At 72.1% G+C, this 16,109-nt stretch carries 14 protein-coding genes and 1 pseudogene; 3 read left to right on the top strand and 12 right to left on the bottom strand.

Translation table 11 applies throughout. From position 1 onward, the window contains the following. Positions 1–449 precede the first annotated feature (449 nt). The 5 genes from hpaI to EV684_RS02720 form a co-directional block, all read right to left on the bottom strand. Positions 450–1,253 (bottom strand): 4-hydroxy-2-oxoheptanedioate aldolase, encoded by an 804-nt coding sequence (gene hpaI / locus EV684_RS02740; RefSeq protein WP_132644660.1) that lies wholly within the window; start codon positions 1,251–1,253, stop codon positions 450–452. Between the two features lie 51 nt (positions 1,254–1,304). Continuing rightward, on the bottom strand, positions 1,305–2,459 hold the full coding sequence (fucO, locus tag EV684_RS02735; protein WP_132644659.1) for a lactaldehyde reductase: 1,155 nt from the start codon (positions 2,457–2,459) through the stop codon (positions 1,305–1,307). Positions 2,460–2,551: 92 nt separating this feature from the next. Beyond that, positions 2,552–3,856: an MFS transporter gene (locus tag EV684_RS02730; RefSeq protein ID WP_132644658.1), complete on the bottom strand. Its 1,305-nt coding sequence runs from the start codon at positions 3,854–3,856 to the stop codon at positions 2,552–2,554. A 105-nt stretch (positions 3,857–3,961) separates the two neighbouring features. Further along, positions 3,962–5,167: an L-rhamnonate dehydratase gene (rhmD, locus tag EV684_RS02725; protein WP_132644657.1), complete on the bottom strand. Its 1,206-nt coding sequence runs from the start codon at positions 5,165–5,167 to the stop codon at positions 3,962–3,964. Positions 5,168–5,316: 149 nt separating this feature from the next. Then, positions 5,317–6,090, bottom strand: coding sequence for an IclR family transcriptional regulator (locus EV684_RS02720; protein ID WP_132644656.1), 774 nt, complete (start codon positions 6,088–6,090; stop codon positions 5,317–5,319). Positions 6,091–6,388: 298 nt separating this feature from the next. Here EV684_RS02720 and EV684_RS02715 point away from each other — a divergent pair, with 298 nt between their 5' ends. Then, entirely contained in the window at positions 6,389–8,419 is a 2,031-nt protein-coding gene (locus tag EV684_RS02715) for a S8 family serine peptidase (protein ID WP_132644655.1), read from the top strand. Further along, positions 8,416–8,931: pseudogene (rrtA, locus tag EV684_RS24640) on the top strand (rhombosortase); the annotation flags it as partial. The gene EV684_RS02715 and the pseudogene rrtA, both read left to right, overlap by 4 nt. 62 nt (positions 8,932–8,993) lie before the next feature. Here the strand turns inward: rrtA and EV684_RS02705 are convergent. The 5 genes from EV684_RS02705 to coxB form a co-directional block, all read right to left on the bottom strand. Next, positions 8,994–9,773, bottom strand: coding sequence for an EAL domain-containing protein (locus EV684_RS02705; RefSeq protein ID WP_132644654.1), 780 nt, complete (start codon positions 9,771–9,773; stop codon positions 8,994–8,996). Between the two features lie 320 nt (positions 9,774–10,093). Further along, complete coding sequence (locus EV684_RS02700) at positions 10,094–10,885, bottom strand: cytochrome c oxidase assembly protein (protein ID WP_132644653.1); 792 nt, start codon at positions 10,883–10,885, stop codon at positions 10,094–10,096. After that, complete coding sequence (locus EV684_RS02695) at positions 10,876–11,220, bottom strand: hypothetical protein (protein WP_132644652.1); 345 nt, start codon at positions 11,218–11,220, stop codon at positions 10,876–10,878. The genes EV684_RS02700 and EV684_RS02695 overlap by 10 nt, the downstream gene beginning before the upstream one ends. Continuing rightward, complete coding sequence (ctaD, locus tag EV684_RS02690; protein ID WP_132644651.1) at positions 11,217–13,769, bottom strand: cytochrome c oxidase subunit I; 2,553 nt, start codon at positions 13,767–13,769, stop codon at positions 11,217–11,219. The genes EV684_RS02695 and ctaD overlap by 4 nt, the downstream gene beginning before the upstream one ends. Then, complete coding sequence (gene coxB / locus EV684_RS02685; RefSeq protein WP_310733527.1) at positions 13,766–14,500, bottom strand: cytochrome c oxidase subunit II; 735 nt, start codon at positions 14,498–14,500, stop codon at positions 13,766–13,768. The genes ctaD and coxB overlap by 4 nt, the downstream gene beginning before the upstream one ends. On the opposite strand from coxB, the gene EV684_RS02680 reads away from it, so the two are divergent. Further along, positions 14,456–14,914, top strand: coding sequence for a DUF2231 domain-containing protein (locus EV684_RS02680; RefSeq protein ID WP_132644650.1), 459 nt, complete (start codon positions 14,456–14,458; stop codon positions 14,912–14,914). The two genes, coxB and EV684_RS02680, sit on opposite strands and share 45 nt — an antisense overlap. A 31-nt stretch (positions 14,915–14,945) precedes the next feature. On the opposite strand, the gene EV684_RS02675 is transcribed toward EV684_RS02680, so the two are convergent. After that, a complete protein-coding gene (locus tag EV684_RS02675; protein WP_132644649.1) occupies positions 14,946–15,335 on the bottom strand; it encodes a hypothetical protein in 390 nt (129 codons plus the stop codon). Continuing rightward, entirely contained in the window at positions 15,335–16,096 is a 762-nt protein-coding gene (locus EV684_RS02670; RefSeq protein WP_132644648.1) for a slipin family protein, read from the bottom strand. The genes EV684_RS02675 and EV684_RS02670 overlap by 1 nt, the downstream gene beginning before the upstream one ends. Positions 16,097–16,109 lie beyond the last annotated feature (13 nt).

The raw sequence follows: 16,109 nt of genomic DNA, 5'->3' as shown, positions 1-16,109 counted from the left end.
ACGCCAAGAAGGGGCGGCAGCCCTGACGGGTTGGCGTACCGGGCACCCGCGGACGGAACCGGCGAGCCTTGCGGCTCCCCGCCAGGGCCACCATTGAGCGGTCCAGGCAATGAAAAAAGCCGCACGACGTGCGGTGTGCGGCCTTCGCCGCAGGTGCACCGGGACGCCAATCCCGGCCGCCTTTCAGCGGTACACACAGTGTATCCAGTCGGCGCGCGCGCCGGCAAGGGCCTCTGCCGAGGGCGAGGATCAGCAGCCGCGGCGCCGAATCAGGATCTGGCGGTACGCCTCCGGGAGCAGTTGCATCCCCCCGCAACCAAATTCAGAAGCCCGCTTCGTGCGGGCTTCGTCGTTTTCGGTGCTCGCCCGGCTCCGGCCGCCCTGAGGCGGGTGCGGGCCGGACGAATGCAGCGTCCCCAGCCGCGTGGCCGCGCGGGACGCTGGCCGCCTCAGTACGAGCTGGGCATCCGTTCGGTGGCCCCGCTGCCCGTGACGGCGACCAGGGCGTCGCTCATGGCCTTGGTGAACAGCATCGTGTCGACGCCAATGGCGACGAAGTTCGCGCCGCATTCGAGGTAGTGGCGCGCGACCGCCGGGTCCGGTGCCAGGAAGCCGGCGGCCTTGCCCGCGGCGCGGATGCGCCGGATCGCGCCTTCGATCGCCGCCCGCACCACCGGGTGATCAGACTGGCCCATGTAGCCCATCGACGCCGACAGATCGGCCGGGCCGATGAAGACGCCGTCGACACCCTCGACGGCCAGGATCTCGTCGAGGTTCTCCAGGCCGCGCACCGACTCCACCTGCACCAGCAGGCACAGCTGTTCCTCGACCGTCTCGGCGTAGTCCTGGATGCGGCCCCAGCGTGCCGCCCGAGCGACCGACGCGCCGACGCCGCGCATGCCGCGCGGCGCGTAGCGCATCGCGCAGACCAGGTCCCGCGCCTCCTGGGCCGTGTCGACCATCGGCACGAGCAGCGTCTGTGCGCCGATGTCCAGCACCTGCTTGATCAGCGCCGGATCCTTGTTGACCGGCCGCACGATCGGATGGCTCGCGTACGGGGCGACGGCCTGCAGCTGCGCGAGCAGCGTCGGCACGTCGTTCGGCCCGTGTTCGCCGTCGATCAGCAGCCAGTCGTAACCCGCGGTCGCGGCGATCTCCGCGGTGTACGCGTTCGCGCAGGACAGCCACATGCCGAGCTGGGTCTGCCCGGCCCGGAGGGCCTTCTTGAAGGTGTTGCAGGGGATCTTGTTCATGATGTTCCAAGGGTGAGCCGCGGCCGCCGCAGGGTGGCGGCCGGCAGCGGGTCAGAAGAGCTGTCGGTACAGCTCCAGGATCTCGTCGAGGCTGGCCGCGCGCGGGTTGCCCGGCGTGCAGACGTCCTCGAAGGCGGCGGCCGCCAGGGCCGGGAGTTCGGTTTCGTCGACGCCGACGCTCGACAGCCGCGTCGGGATGCCGAGGTCGGCGCCCAGCTGCTGCACGGCCGCGCACGCGGCTTCCCGGTACTGCGGCGGCGTCATCGTGTCCGTGCCTTCGACGCCGAGCGCGCGCGCGACGTGGCGGAACTTCTCGCCGGTGGCCGGGGCGTTGAAGCGCATGACGTGGGGCAGCAGCATCGCGTTGGCCACGCCGTGCGGCGTGTCGTAGAACGCGCCCAGCGGGTGTGCCATGCCGTGCACCAGCCCCAGGCCGACGTTGGAGAAGCCCATGCCCGCGATGTACTGCGCCAGGCTGATCTTCTCGCGGGCCTCGGGCGAACCGTCGATCACGGCGGCGCGCAGATTGGGCCCGATGAGCTCGATGGCCTTCAGCGTGAACATGTCGGTCATCTCCCACGCGGCGCGGGTGACGTAGCCCTCGATCGCGTGCGTCAGCGCGTCCATGCCGGTGGCCGCGGCCAGGCCGCGGGGCATCGAGGCCATCAGGTCGGGGTCGACGATGGCCGCGAACGGAAGGTCGTGCGGGTCGACGCAGACGAACTTGCGGCGCCGTTCCTCGTCGGTGACGACGTAGTTGATCGTCACCTCCGCCGCCGTGCCGGCGGTGGTCGGCACGGCCATCAGCGGCACGCTGGGCCGGCGCGTGGGCGACAGGCCTTCCAGCGAGCGCACGTCGGCGAACTCGGGGTTGGCGAGGATGATGCCGATCCCCTTCGCGGCGTCGATGGCCGAGCCGCCGCCGACGGCGAGAAGAAAGTCGGCGCCGCAGGCCTTCGCGGCGGCGACGCCCGCGCGGATGTTGGCGATGCTCGGGTTGGGCTTGACCTCGCTGAAGAGCGTGAAGGCGATGCCGGACTGCTCCAGCACCGCCACGACCTTCTCCACCGGGCCCAGGCCCGGCAGCCCGCTGTCGGTCACCAGCAGGGCGTGCGCGAAGCCCCGCCGGGCGACTTCCTGTCCGATGACGCCGATGCTGCCGGCGCCGAAGAACGAGGTTTCGGTCAGGACGATACGGTTTGACATGTGCATCTCTCCGGGGAGGCTGAGGGCGCGGCGCAGACCGGGATCTGCACGACGCCCAGCGGCGCCGCGGCCCTGCCAGGGTGGGGTGGGAATCAGGTCTTGGCCAGTCGCGAGCCGCCCGCCGGGGCGACGGGGGTCGCTCGCACCTGCTTGAGCGCCATGATGGCCACCGAGCCGAGCACCGCCAGCGCGGCCAGCGTCAGCAGACCGGCGATCTGGTTGCCGAACAAGGTGTCGGCCTTCACGCGGATCAGCGGGGCCAGGAAGCCCCCGACGGCGCCGAACATGTTGGTGAAGCCGATGCCCGCCGCCAGCGCCGTGCCCGACAGCAGGCCGGTGGGCATGGTCCAGAACACCGGCTGCACGGCGATGAAGCCGGCGGCCGCGAAGCACAGCGCCACCATCGCCACCAGCGGGCTGGCCAGCGCCGAGACCCCGATGCCCAGGCCGGCCATCAGCAGCGTCGCCGCGGCGATGTTGCGGCGTTCGCCGACGCGGTCGGAGTAGCGCGGGATGAAGTAGGTGCCGGCCAGAGCGGCGATCCACGGGATCGCCGAGACGACGGAGACCTCGAAGCCCACCTTCTTGCCCAGCAGCGCGCCGACCTGCGTCGGCAGGAAGAAGATCAGGCCGTAGACGCTGATCTGGATGAGCATGTAGATGAAGGCCAGGTGCCAGACCTGCGGATTGCGGATCGCGTCGGCGATGCGCGACGTGGCCTTGGCGCTCTCCTCGCTGTGCAGCTGGTCGAGCAGCGTGCGCTTCTCCTCGGCACTCAGGAAGCGGGCCGTCTCGGGGGAGTCGTCGAGATAGGCGAAGGTCCAGAAGCCCGCCGCGACGGCCAGCAGGCCTTCGATGACGAACATCCAGAACCAGCCCGGGTGGCCGCCCACGCCCTGCAGCTCCAGCAGGGCCCCTGACAGCGGCGAGCCCAGCGTCAGCGCCAGCGGCGCGCCCATGTAGAACAGCCCCATCACGCTGGCCCGTGTGCGCTGCGGGAACCACTGCGAGGTCAGGTAGATCATGCCGGGGAAGAAGCCGGCCTCCGCGGCGCCGAGCAGCGTGCGCACGACGAGGAACTTGGTTTCGCTGTCGGCGTAGGCCATGGCGGCCGACAGCAGCCCCCACAGCAGCGTTGTCACGCCGATCCACTTGCGCGCGCCGAACTTCTTCATCAGAAGGTTGGCCGGCGCGCCGAGGCAGGCGTAGGCGACGAAGAAGATGCCGGCGCCGAGCGCGAAGGCCTCGTTGCTCAGGCCGGTGTCGAGCTGGTAGGCCTGCTTGGCGAAGCCGATGTTGGCGCGGTCCAGGAATGCCAGCACGTAGAGTGTCAGCATGAAGGGGATCAGGCGCCACCGCATCTTGGTGACGGTCCGATCGAGCAGAGTGGTAGCCATGGCGAGATGTCCTTCAGCCTTGGTTGCGAGTGCAGGTTTCGCGCGGGCGAGCTCCGCCCGGCCCGCCCCATGCGGGGCGGGTGGCGGGGCTCGCCGACCCGGGGCTCAGTGGGTGTAGGGCCGCGTCAGCTTGCAGTCCGGGTTGAGCTCGACGCCGAAGCCCGGCTTGTCGAGCACCGACTTGTGGATGCGGCCGTCGACCGGCACCGGCTCGTCGAGCAGGATCGGGTCGAACTGCGGGCGCAAGCTCGAGCAGTCGGGGCTGGTCATCAGGAACTCGCTGAACGGCGTGTTCGTGAAGGTGATGACCGCGTGGTGCGAGTACACCGACGAGCCGTGCGGCACGACCAGCTGGCCGCGCGACTTGGCGATGGCCGCGATCTCCAGCAGCGTCGTCAGGCCGCCGCACCAGCCGACGTCGGGCTGGAGGATGTCGATGCCGGTCTCGGCCAGCGTGCGGAAGGACTGCAGCGTGCCGTGGTGCTCACCGCTGGTGACCAGCATGCCCGGCGGCGCGTTGCGCTTGAGCTCGGCGTAGCCCTCGTACTGCTGCGGCGGCAGGCACTCCTCGATCCACTTCAGGTTGTGCGGCGCGCAGGCGTGGGCGAGCTTGGTGGCGTAGTTGACGTCCTGGCTCATCCAGCAGTCGAGCATCAGCCAGAAGTCGGGGCCGCACTTCTCGCGGTACTCGGCGACCATCGCCGCGTCCTTGCGGATGCCGGCGTCGCCGTCGTGCGGCCCCCAGTGCGTCGGCATCTTGCCGCCGATGAAGCCCATCTTCTGCGCCAGGTCCGGGCGCGCGCCGGTGGCGTAGAAGCGGATCTCCTCGCGCACCGCGCCGCCCAGCAGCTTGAACACCGGCTGGCCCAGCACCTTGCCGAACAGGTCCCACAGCGCCAGGTCCACGCACGAGATGGTGTTCATCACCAGGCCGCCGGACCCCGAGTAGTACATCGTCGCGTTCATCATCTGGTCGTGGATCAGCTTGATGTCGGAGACGCACTTGCCCTCGATGAAGCGGTTGAGGTGCTTCTCGACGATGAAGCAGCCCATCTCGCCGCCGGTGGAGACGGCGAAACCCTTCTGGCCGTTGTCGGCCTCGACCTCGACGAGCAGCGTGCCCAGCACGTTGATGCCGAAGGACTGCCGCGACTGCTCGTACTCCTTGTACTTGCTCATCGGCGTGGCGATGTGGTCGTCGATCCAGTGCTTGCCGCCCTGGTCGTGGTAATCGGCCCCGCCGCTGCCCTTGACGGCCGTGGCGCCGCCCATGAAGTAAGCGCGGACTTGCTTGATCTTTGGCAATTTCATCTTGTTCCTGCTTCAGTTGCGTCGGTACGGAGTCGTTCGAGGCATTCTTTGAAGAGGCGGTGCTCGCGGCGCCTGGCGCCTGCCCGCTGTCGGCGTGCTCGTGTCGACTCGAAAAGAGTCCCCCGCGGTGTGGCCAGTACCGCGGGCGACTAAACCTTGGCGGGCACGTAGCCCAGTTCGCCCGAGATCCGCGCCGCGGTCTTCATGACCTGGGCCGAGATCGTGGGCAGCTTGTGTTCGTCGATCTGCAGCGTCGTGCCGACGGCCGAGATCGCGGCGGCGATGTTTCCGCTGGCGTCGAAGACGGGACAGGCGACGCAGCGGATCTCCTCCAGATCCTCGCGGTCGTCGTAGCTCCAGCCGCGCGCCCGGATCTGGCGCAGCGCGGCGTCGAGTTCGGCGACGCTGGTGATGGTCTGCGGCGTGGCGCGCACGAACTGCAGATTGCCGATCAGCTGGTTCTGCTTGTCCTTGTCGGTCCAGGCGAGCAGGCACTTGCCCAGGCCGGAGCTGTACAGCGACAGCCGCTTGCCTTCCCAGGAGCGCACCCGGATGGTCCCCGGCGACTCGACCTTGAGGATGTAGTACGCGGCGTCGCCTTCGATGACGCCCAGGTGGCAGAGCAGCCCCGTGTCCTGCATCAGCTCGACCAGATGGGGCCGGGCCAGTTCGCGCAGGTCCAGCTGGCCTGCCGCCTGCTCGCCGAGCTCGATCAGCTTGATGCCGAGCCGGTACAGGCCGTCGGGCCCCTGGGAGAGCAGGCGCAGCTTCTTCAGCTCGTCCAGCAGCACATAGACCGAACTCTTGGGCGCGTTGAGGACGGGAACGAGGGCGCTGCCCTGGCTCGCGCCCTTCTCGGCGATGTGATCCAGGATCGCCATCGCGCGCTGCAGCGACGGGACTTTGCTGGTCTTGTGGTCCACTGTATTGGACTCCGGTTCGGTTTGTTGGACGAAGTCACTCTAGGCTGGGCCCCTATGGACTGTTTGAGCTGCATCAACATCGCAAATTGGTGAAAACGCGCCCGCATCGAGGGCCGCAGAGACGTTTCGGCGCGCGGCCCGTGCCTTGCGATCGACCGGTGGTCTCGATGTCCGAAGTTGACGCCCGGCAAAGCTGCGAAAAGGCGGGCGTCCGAAGGCTCAAGCGCTGGCGCCTGCCCGTCGAATAGACGCCCAGCGCGACGCCGTCCGTGCGTGCGCGGGACCCGCAGGACCTTCGATGCGTCAACTCTTCACACCGCTTCTGGCCATGGCGCTGGCGGGCTCGGCCTGGCTGGCGCTGCCGGCTCGTGCCGCCTCCACGGCCGACACCACCACCCGCCTCGTCGTCAAGTACAAGACCCAGGCCCTGGCCGCTTCGACCGAACGTGCCCGCACGCGCGTCAAGGCGCTCGCCGAGGCGGCCGGCGTCGAGCTGTCGGCGCTGCGCCAGACGGCCACCGGCGCCACCGTCTACACCCTGGCGGCGCCGCTGACGCTGGCGCGCGCGCGGCAGGTGGCGGCGCGTGTCGCCGCCGACGCCAGCGTCGCCTACGCCTTGCCCGACGTGCGCGTGAAGGCCACGGCGCTGCCGTCGGACACCTACGCCTCGTCGCAGTGGAGCCTGCGCGAAAGCTCCAGCTTCACCGGCGCCGCCAACCTCTTCGCGGCCTGGCCGTCGAGCAGCAGCCGCATCGTCGTCGCCGTCGTCGACACCGGCCTGCTCGCCCACCCGGACCTGACGAGCAACCAGATCGGCGGCTACGACTTCATCTCCGACAGCACGATGGCCGGCGACGGCGACGGCCGCGACGCCGACCCGACCGACGTCGGCGACTACTGCGACGACGAAGGCACGGACTCGTCCTGGCACGCCACCGGCGTCGCCGGCCTGATCGCCGCCGAGGCCAACAACGCCTACGGCGTCGCCGGCGGCGCCGCCAACCACGCGCGCATCCTGCACGCCCGTGCGCTCGGCCGCTGCGGCGGCTACCTCTCGGACGTCGCCGACGCCGTGGTCTGGTCCGCCGGCGGCAGCGTCTCCGGCGTGCCGACGAACACCACGCCGGCGCGCGTCATCAACCTGAGCCTGGGCGCCGAGGCCGGCACCAGCTGCTACGCCTACCTGCAGGAGGCGGTCGACGAAGCCGTCTCGCGCCAGGCGGTGGTCGTCGTCGCCGCGGGCAACGACGGCGCGACCTCGGTCGGCGCGCCGGCCAACTGCAGTGACGTCATCGCGGTCGGCGCGCACACCGTCGGCGGCGACCTCGCGTCCTATTCCAACCACTCGGCCGACGTGACGCTGACCGCGCCCGGCGGCGGGTCCTGCATGCTGCTGACGAGCTGCGACAGCCGCGCCACCTACACGATCGGCAACACCGGCACGCGCAGCGCCGGCACGATGAGCGAGCTGACCGGCTTCGCCGGCACCTCGGCGGCGACGCCGCACGTCGCGGCGGCGGCGGCGCTGCTGCTGGCCGTCGACGACTCGCTGACCCCGGCCCAAGTGCGCTCGCTGCTGGTGTCGACTGCCGCCAGCCACCCGTCCGGCACCTATTGCGCCAACAACGCGGGCCAGTGCGGCGCCGGCATGCTCGACGCCCAGGCGGCGGTGGCCGCGCTGCAGACGCCGGTGGTCACGATCTCGGGCTCCAGCGTCGTCGCCGGTTCGGCCACCGTGACGCTGACGGCCAGCGTGTCGGGCGTGGACTCCGGCTACAGCTACGCCTGGACCCAGGTCTCCGGCCCCAGCGTGACGCTGAACGGCGCGGCGACGTCCAGCCTGTCGTTCACCGCACCGGCGACCAAGGGCACGCCGATGGTCTTCAAGGTCGTGGTCACGTCCTCGGCGGGCCAGAGCGGCTCGAGCAGCTGGACCGTCAGCGTCAACAACCCGGCGACCGCCGACCTGCCCGACCGCTGGACGGCCACCGCCGGCACCGCCTTCAGCACCGAGCTCGAAGGCAGCGACGCCGACGGCGACACCGTCTACTTCACGCTGGTCAGCGGACCGAGCGGCATGACGGTGAGCGACAACGTGCTCGGCTGGGACAACCCGGTCGAAGGCACGTACTCGGTGGTGCTGGCGGTCAGCGACGACGCCGATGCCGACGTCTCCGACGCGACGCAGGTCACGGTGACGCTGACCGTGTCCGCCGCCGGCAGCAGCTCGACGGCCGACGAGGACGGCGGAGGCGGCGGCGGCGCGCTGCACTGGAGCGCGCTGCTGGCGCTCGCCCTGGGCCTGGTCTGGCGTCGCGCCGCGCGGTGAACGCCCGCGCGGCCGCGCTGCTGGCGGCCTGGCTGGCGCTCTCGGTGCTGGCCACCGCCGCCGGGCCGCACGCGGCGGGCTACGTACGCGCCGCGGTCGACGCCGGGCAGTGGTGGCGCCTGGCCAGCGGCGCCTTCGTGCACACCAATGCCGCGCACTGGGCGCTGGACCTCGGCGCGCTGCTGCTGCTCGTCGCCCTGGCCACGCCCGCCGCACGGCTGCGGCTGCTGGCCGCGTTGCCGCTGCTGGCGCTGATGGTGATGCTCGGCGAGCACCTGCTGGCGCGGCACGCCTGGGCGGCGGGCCTGTCGGGCCCGCTGCACGGGATCGCGGTGCTGCTCGCCGCCGATCGGACCCAGCAACCGGTGACGCGGCTGCTGGGCCTGGCGGCCATCGCCAAGGTCCTGGTCGAACTCGCGTGGGGGCCGGCCGCCGGCAGTGCCGAGCTGATCGGCGCACCGGTGCTGGTGTCGCAGCACCTGCTCGGTGTCTTGGCCGGGCTGGCGCTGGCGGCCGTGATGCGTGCCACGCTCCGAACCCGCAGGCGGCGCCGCGACCGGTCTGAGGGCCGCGATCAGCGCGCGGCGCCCCAGGCGCCGGGGTCGGGCTGCACCAGCGCGTCGAAGGCCGCGCGCGCGAACAGCCAGCCCTGCATGCGGGTGATACCGCAGTCCAGCAGCGCGTCGCGCTCGCCGGCCGTTTCCACGCCTTCGGCGATCACGGCGATGCCCAGCTCCTCGCACAGCCGCACCAGCGACTGCACGATCACGCGCGAGCGCGGCCGGCTGTCCAGCGCGCGCGTGAGGTCCATGTCGAGCTTGACGATGTCGGGCTCGAACGCGGCCAGCAGGTTCAGGCCGGAATAGCCGGCGCCGAAGTCGTCCAGCGCAGTCAGGAAGCCCAGCCGCCGGTACTCGGTGACGATCTCGACCAGGTGGGCGACGTCGCGAACGCGCTCGGTCTCGGTGATCTCGAACATGATGCGGTCGAGCGGGAAGCCGCAGGCGTCGGCCGCGCGCAGCGTGGCCTGGATGCAGGCCGAGGCACGGTAGATCGCGTTGGGCATGAAGTTGATCGACAGCCGCTCGCTCAGCCCCAGGCGGGCCGCGGCGGCGATCGCGTCGCGCCGGCATCGCTGGTCGAAGGCGTAGCGGTTGCGGTCGTCGACCTGCGCCAGCACGCTGGCCGCCGGCTCGCCCCGGGGCCCGCGTACCAGCGCCTCGTGGGCGAACACGCTGCGTGCGGGTACGTCGACGATGGGCTGGAACGCGAAGGCCAGCGGCGCGCCGAAGGCCTCCCCGTCGCGGCAGATCCTGCAGTGCCCGTCCTGTCCCGGATGGCCGGAATCCGGCATCTTGCTTCTCCTCGGCGCGGCCCGGTCGGCCGGAGCACCGAGTATCGGGCGACACCGGCCGCCGCGATCTCCCGATCAGCACGACCTTTCCCCCCGCTCGCAGGCCAGCGCAGCGTCGGCCTGTTGCCCCGCACGCGCACCGGCACCGACTTCGCCGCCGGCACCTGGCTGTGCTCGGCGTGATGCGCCAGCGAGCCCCCCGAACCCGATCCGCCCACGGGCCCCGCGTCCGCGTCGATCACGATCTTGTGGGCCATCGTCTGCCCCCGTCGTGCCGGGTCGGCTGCCCCGGATGTCTCCGGGCGGTGCGGGCCAACACGTCAGCCCGGCTGCAGGTGCCCGGGCGCCAGAAGGCGCCGCGCGAGCACCGCTGCGGCCGCGAGGTAGGCCGCGCCGCCGGGAATCCACATCACCAGCCCGGCCAGCTGCTGGTCCCACAGCTCGCGGGACTCGCGCAGGTACAGCGGCTCGCGCGCGAAGGTCAGCAGCGCGCCCAGCAGCCCGGTGTGCATCAGCGTCAGCAGCAGTGCCAGCCCGGCGGCCGCCACGCGTGCCCGCCCGGCGCCCAGCACCGCCTGCCAGAACAGCACGGCGCTGCCGGCGAAACTGGCGTGTTCGGCCAGATGCAGCGCCGGATCGAGCAGCGCCGCGGTGTAGGCCGCGGGCGCGTGCCAGAACCAGATCGCCGCGCCGTGCAGCGCCGCGCAGGCCAGCGGCCGGCGCGCCAGCGCCAGCAGGGCGCGCCAGGCCGGGTCGGTGCCATGGCCGAAGGCGGCGCGCCACTGCGGCAGCGGCCGCGCCAGCACCAGCAGCGGCGCCGCACCGACGATCAGCAGCATGTGCTGCAGCATGTGCCAGCTGGTGCTCTGCGCCGCCCAGTCGTCGAAGGGCCCGAACAGCGCCAGCCCGGCCAGCGCCATGCCGCCGTGCAGCGCGGCGCGCCGCGCCGGTGTCGGCCGCTTCAGCGCCGCGCCCCAGGCCCAGCCGAACCAGCTGACGACGAACAGCGCCTGCGCCAGCCGCAGCAGCAGCGTCTCCGCGCCGCTGCCCGGCGCGTGCGCCAGCGCCGCGCCCGGCAGCAGCAGCGCCGGCAGCAGCAGCGTCAGATGCATGGCGGCAGCGCCAGCAGAGGCAGCGCGATGACGGCGGTCGACAGCGCCGCCACGCCGTACAGCGCGGCCGAGACCGCGGCCACGAAGCGGCGCGCGTGCTGCGTGCGACGACGCGCTGCGCGCGCGCAGACCCATGCAGCGGCGGCCAGCGCCGCGCAGCTCAGCACGCTGAAGCCCAGCAGTGCGGCGTTGAGTGCCGTGGCGGCGCCCTCGGCCGGATCCGGCGGCACCCAGGCGCAGCCCAGGGACAGCCCGCCGTAGACGGCGACGAACCAGGCGGCCCAGACCGTGAGCCCGGCGACGAGCTGCAGCGGGTGGTCGGCCGTCAGCCTCATGCGCTGCCTCCGAAGGCCGCCGGCAGCCCCGACAGCGCGGCCCAGGCGAGCACCGCCGCGCCCACGCTGAAGCCCCAGAACCGCGCCACCACCGTCGGCTCGTAGGGCGCCGCGACGCCGACGTGGCCGGCGCGCACGCGCGCCGCCTGCAGCGCCGACATCACGCCGGCCAGCACACCGTGCACGAGCAGGAAGCCGAGCGTGAAGACGACGACGGCGTCGTGGGCGTTCGTCGTCGGCTGCAGCGGCGCCGTCGCCAGCAGCAGACCCAGGCCGGCGGCGCCGGCACCGCCGCAGGCCGCCGCCGCGGCCATCGTCGCGGCCAGGCGGCCGGCCATCGACCGGCGCAGGCGTGCCACCGCCTGCCGCTGCAGCAGATGCCCGGCCCCGAAGGCCGCGGCCACCGCGCCCAGCGCCCAGCCGGGCAGCGCCGCCTGGGCCGGCGGCTTGAAGCCCGGCGCCACGGTCCAGAGGTAGGCCCAGGCGAAGAGCAGCGAGCCGTACAGCGCCGCATCGGCCAGCAGCGCGAGCCCCATGCCCCAGAGGCCGGGCCCGTCGAACGTGCGGGAGTGCAGCGCCAGGCCCTGCGGCAGGTCGGCGGCTTCGCCGGCCACGGCCTGCGGGTGCGCGCCGTTCAGCCAGGACCAGCGCAGCAGCACGCCGAGCGCCGCCAGCCCGAGCAGCGCCGCCGCGCTGTAGTGCTTGGCCAGCAGCGCGATGCACAGCGCAGCCAGCAGGGTTGCGGCCACCAGCGGCAGCCAGCTGTTGCCCGGCAGGTGGATGACCTCGCGCGGCTGGCCGTTCAGCGGGTCGCAGCCCAGCGTCTCGCGCCGGCCGTGCGCCGCCTGCGGCAGCGCGTGGCGGCCCTCGGCGATCGTGCGCAGCAGTTCCGGCCGCTCCCACAGCGGGTGGCGTGTCGCCAGCCGCGGCAGGCTGGCGAAGTTGTAGGCGCGCGGCGGCATGCCGGCGGCCCACTCCAGCGTGTCGGCGTTCCAGGGGTTGGGCGGCGCACGGCGCCCGAGGCGCGCGTGCAGCAGCAGGTCCAGCAGCACGACGGCGACGCCGAAGGCCATCACGAAGCTGAACACCGACGACACGAGGTTGGGCAGATCCCAGCCCAGCCCGGCGTCGTAGCGCCAGACGCGCCGCGGCATGCCCATCAGCCCGGTCCAGTGCATCACCAGGAAACTGCCGTTGAAGCCGACGAAGCTGAGCCAGAAGCCCAGCCGCGCCAGCCGCGGCGAACTCAGCCGCCCGCTCGCCAGCGGCAGCCAGTGGTAGAGCGCCGCCACCAGCGGGAACAGCATCCCGCCGACGAGCACGTAGTGGAAGTGCGCGACGACGAAGTGGGTGTCGTGCACCTGCCAGTCGAAGGGCACCAGCGCCAGCATCACGCCGGTCAGCCCGCCGGCGACGAAGACGAACAGGAAGCCGCCCAGCCACAGCATCGGCACGTTCCCGCTCGGCCGGCCCGCCCACAGCGTGGCGATCCAGGCGAAGACCTGCACCCCGGTCGGGATCGCGACCAGCATGCTGGCGGCCGAGAAGAAGGCCTGCGCCAGCGCCGGGATGCCGACCGCGAACATGTGGTGCACCCAGAGCCCGAAGCTGAGGAAACCCGTCGAGACCATCGCCACGACGACCCAGCGGTAGCCCACCAGCGGCCGCTGCGCGTGCGCCGCCACCAGCGTCGAGACGATGCCGGCGGCCGGCAGGAAGATGATGTAGACCTCGGGGTGGCCGAAGAGCCAGAACAGGTGCTGCCACAGCAGCGGGTCGCCGCCGCGCGCGGGGTCGAAGAAGGCCCAGCCGGCGGCGCGCTCCAGCTCCAGCAGCAGCGAGCCCAGGATCAGCGGCGGGAAGCCGACGACGATCATCAGCGAGGTGACCAGCATCGCCCAGGCGAAGATCGGCATGCGGTCCAGCGACATGCCGGCCGCGCGCGTGCGCAGGATCGCCACCGTGGCCTCGATGGCCGCGCTCATCGTCGAGATCTCGACGAAGGTGACGCCGATGAGCCAGAAGTCGGAGTTCGGCCCCGGCGAGTGCCGGCCCGAGGACAGCGGCGTGTAGAGGAACCAGCCGGCGTCGGGCGCCACGCCGAGCAGCAGGCTGGCCGTCAGGAGGGTGCCGCCGAAGGCGTAGCACCAGTAGCCGAAGGCCGACAGGCGCGGGAACACGAGGTCGCGTGCGCCCAGCATCTTGGGCAGCAGCCAGGCGGCCACACCCTGCAGCACCGGCACCGCGAACAGGAACATCATCAGCGTGCCGTGCATCGTGAAGGCCTGGGCATAGGCCTCGGGGCCCAGCACCTGGTGGCCGGGCTGCGCGAGCTGGGCGCGCATCAGCATCGCCAGCAGCCCGGCGATGAGGAAGAAGACGCCGCCGGTGACGACGAAACGCGCCGCGATGCTGCCGTGGTTGACGACGGCCAGCGCCTGCCAGCCCTTGGGGTTGCCCCAGACGCGTTCGAACTCCGCGTGCAGCGCCTGCGGCTCGCGCGGCGGCGCGCCGTCGTCGGCCGGTTCGCTCGCGAGCGGGCCGTTCACCGTGCGGCACCCGGCTGCGCCGCCAGCCAGGCGTCGAACTCGGCCGGCTCCATCGCGACGACCGTCATCGCCATGCCGGCGTGCCCCGGGCCGCAGAACTCGGCGCAGACGCCGCGGTAGCGCCCCGGTGCGTCGGCCTGCAGCCGCACGACACGCACGTGGCCGGGGATCGCGTCGAGCTTGCCGCCCAGGCGCGGCACCCAGAACGAGTGGATCACGTCGCGGCTCTCGGTGTGCACGTCCACCGGGCGCCCGGCCGGGATGCGCAGCTCGTCGACCAGGCTGATGCCGGCGTCCGGGTAGACCAGCTCCCAGTGCCACTGCAGCCCGACGGCGTGAACCCGCAGCGGCGCTGTCCCGGTGCCCGGCAGCGGCAGCTGGTGCAGCGCGGCCGGCGAGCCCAGCACCAGCAGCGCCAGCACCGCCACCGACGGCAGCAGCAGCCCGCCGCCGACCAGCCAGCGCCGGCCGTCGCGCCGCGCCCGGGCCTCGTCGGGCGGCGCCTGCCGGCGCATCGCCAGCATCCAGGCCGCCAGCGTGCCGGTGAACACCAGCGCCGCGGCGCCGGCCATCCACCACCAGACCTCGGCCACGGCGCGTGCCGACGGCCCAGCGGGATCCAGTACCGACAGCGGGCCTTCGCAGCCGGCCAGCGCCGCGGCAGCGCCCGCGGTCAGAATGGACCGATGCAGGCCGAACCCATCCTCAGCCGCGCCGCGATCGCCGGGCACCCGCTGCACCCGATGGTCATCCACTTCCCGGTGGCGGCGCTGATCGGGCTGGTCGGTGCCGACCTCGGTTTCCTGGTCAGCGGCGACGCCTTCTGGGCCCGGGCGGCGCTCTGGCTGGCCGGCGTCGGCGCGCTGGGCGGCTGGGTGGCCAGCGTCTTCGGCCTCGTCGACCTGCTGGCGATCGCCCGCGTGCGCCGCCTCGTCGTCGCCTGGGCGCATGCGCTGCTGGCGGTGATGATGCTGTCGCTGGCGACGCTGAACTGGACGCTGCGCCTGGTCGGCGACCGCGAGGCGGTGGTGCTGCCCTGGGGCCTGGCGCTGAGCCTGCTGACGGCGGCCTTCATCGCGCTGGCGGCCTACCTCGGCGGCCGCCTGGTCTACGAGAAGACGGTCGGCGTCGACACCGCCGGCTGACCACGTCGGGCGCTGGCACACGGCGCCGGTCTCAGAACGGTTTGGCGAGCACGATCCACGCGATCGCGCCCAGCCATGCCAGGGTCCAGCCGAGCAGCGTCGCGCCGGCGCGTGGCACGGCAGCGCCGTCGCGTTCCACGCGCAGCACCAGCACGCCGGCCAGCGCATGGCCCAGCACCAGCAGCGCCACCAGCATCAGCTTGGCCACCAGCCACGCCGCGTAGGGCCCGTGCCAGACGAAGATCGCCGTGCCCGAGGCGATGGCCACCAGCGCCGCCGGTGTGGCGACGCTGGTGAACAGCGCCCGCGGCAGCGAGCGCCGCGGCAGCTCCGCGGCGCTCGCCAGCGCCAGCGCCAGGTAGCTGAGCGCGCCGCACCAGACGATCACCGCGGCGAGGTGCACGAGCTTGAGCCAGGGCATCAGCGTCCCGGCGGTGCGGCGCCGCGCAGCATCGAGGCCAGGTCGATCGGGAACGGAAACACGATCGTCGAGCTGTTCTGCGTGCCGATCGTCGCCAGCGTCGAGAGATAGCGCAGCTGCATCGCCTCGGGCTGCGCCGACAGCACCTGGGCGGCTTCCAGCAGCTTGCGCGCGGCCTGTTCCTCGCCTTCGGCGTTGATCACCTTGGCGCGGCGCTCGCGTTCGGCCTCGGCCTGGCGCGCCATCACGCGCACCATGTTCTCGCCCAGGTCGATGTGCTTCAACTCGACGTTGGCGACCTTCACGCCCCAGGCCTCGGTCTGGGCGTCGAGGATGTTCTGGATGTCGGCGTTGAGCTTGTCGCGCTCGGACAGCATCGCGTCGAGCTCGTGGCGGCCGAGCACCGAACGCAGCGTCGTCTGCGCCAGCTCGCTCGTCGCCTGGCGGTAGTTTTCCACCTGGATCACCGAGGGCTCGGGGCCGACGACGCGGAAATAGATCACCGCGCTGACCCGCACCGAGACGTTGTCGCGCGAGATCACGTCCTGGCCCGGCACGTCCAGCACCTGGGTGCGCTGGTCGACACGCACCATCTGCTGCAGCACCGGGATCAGCAGGATCAGCCCCGGCCCCTTCACGCCGGTGAAGCGGCCGAGCGTGAAGACCACGCCGCGCTCGTACTCGCGCAGGATGCGGATCGACATCGCGAGCACGATGATCACGAGGAACAGCAGCGGGCTGAAGATCAGCAGCGAGGACATCGGCATCTCCGTC

It is taken from the genome of Rubrivivax gelatinosus (genome assembly GCF_004340905.1).
GTDB lineage: Bacteria > Pseudomonadota > Gammaproteobacteria > Burkholderiales > Burkholderiaceae_C > Rubrivivax > Rubrivivax gelatinosus.
This window is presented reverse-complemented; position numbering and strand designations above follow the sequence as displayed.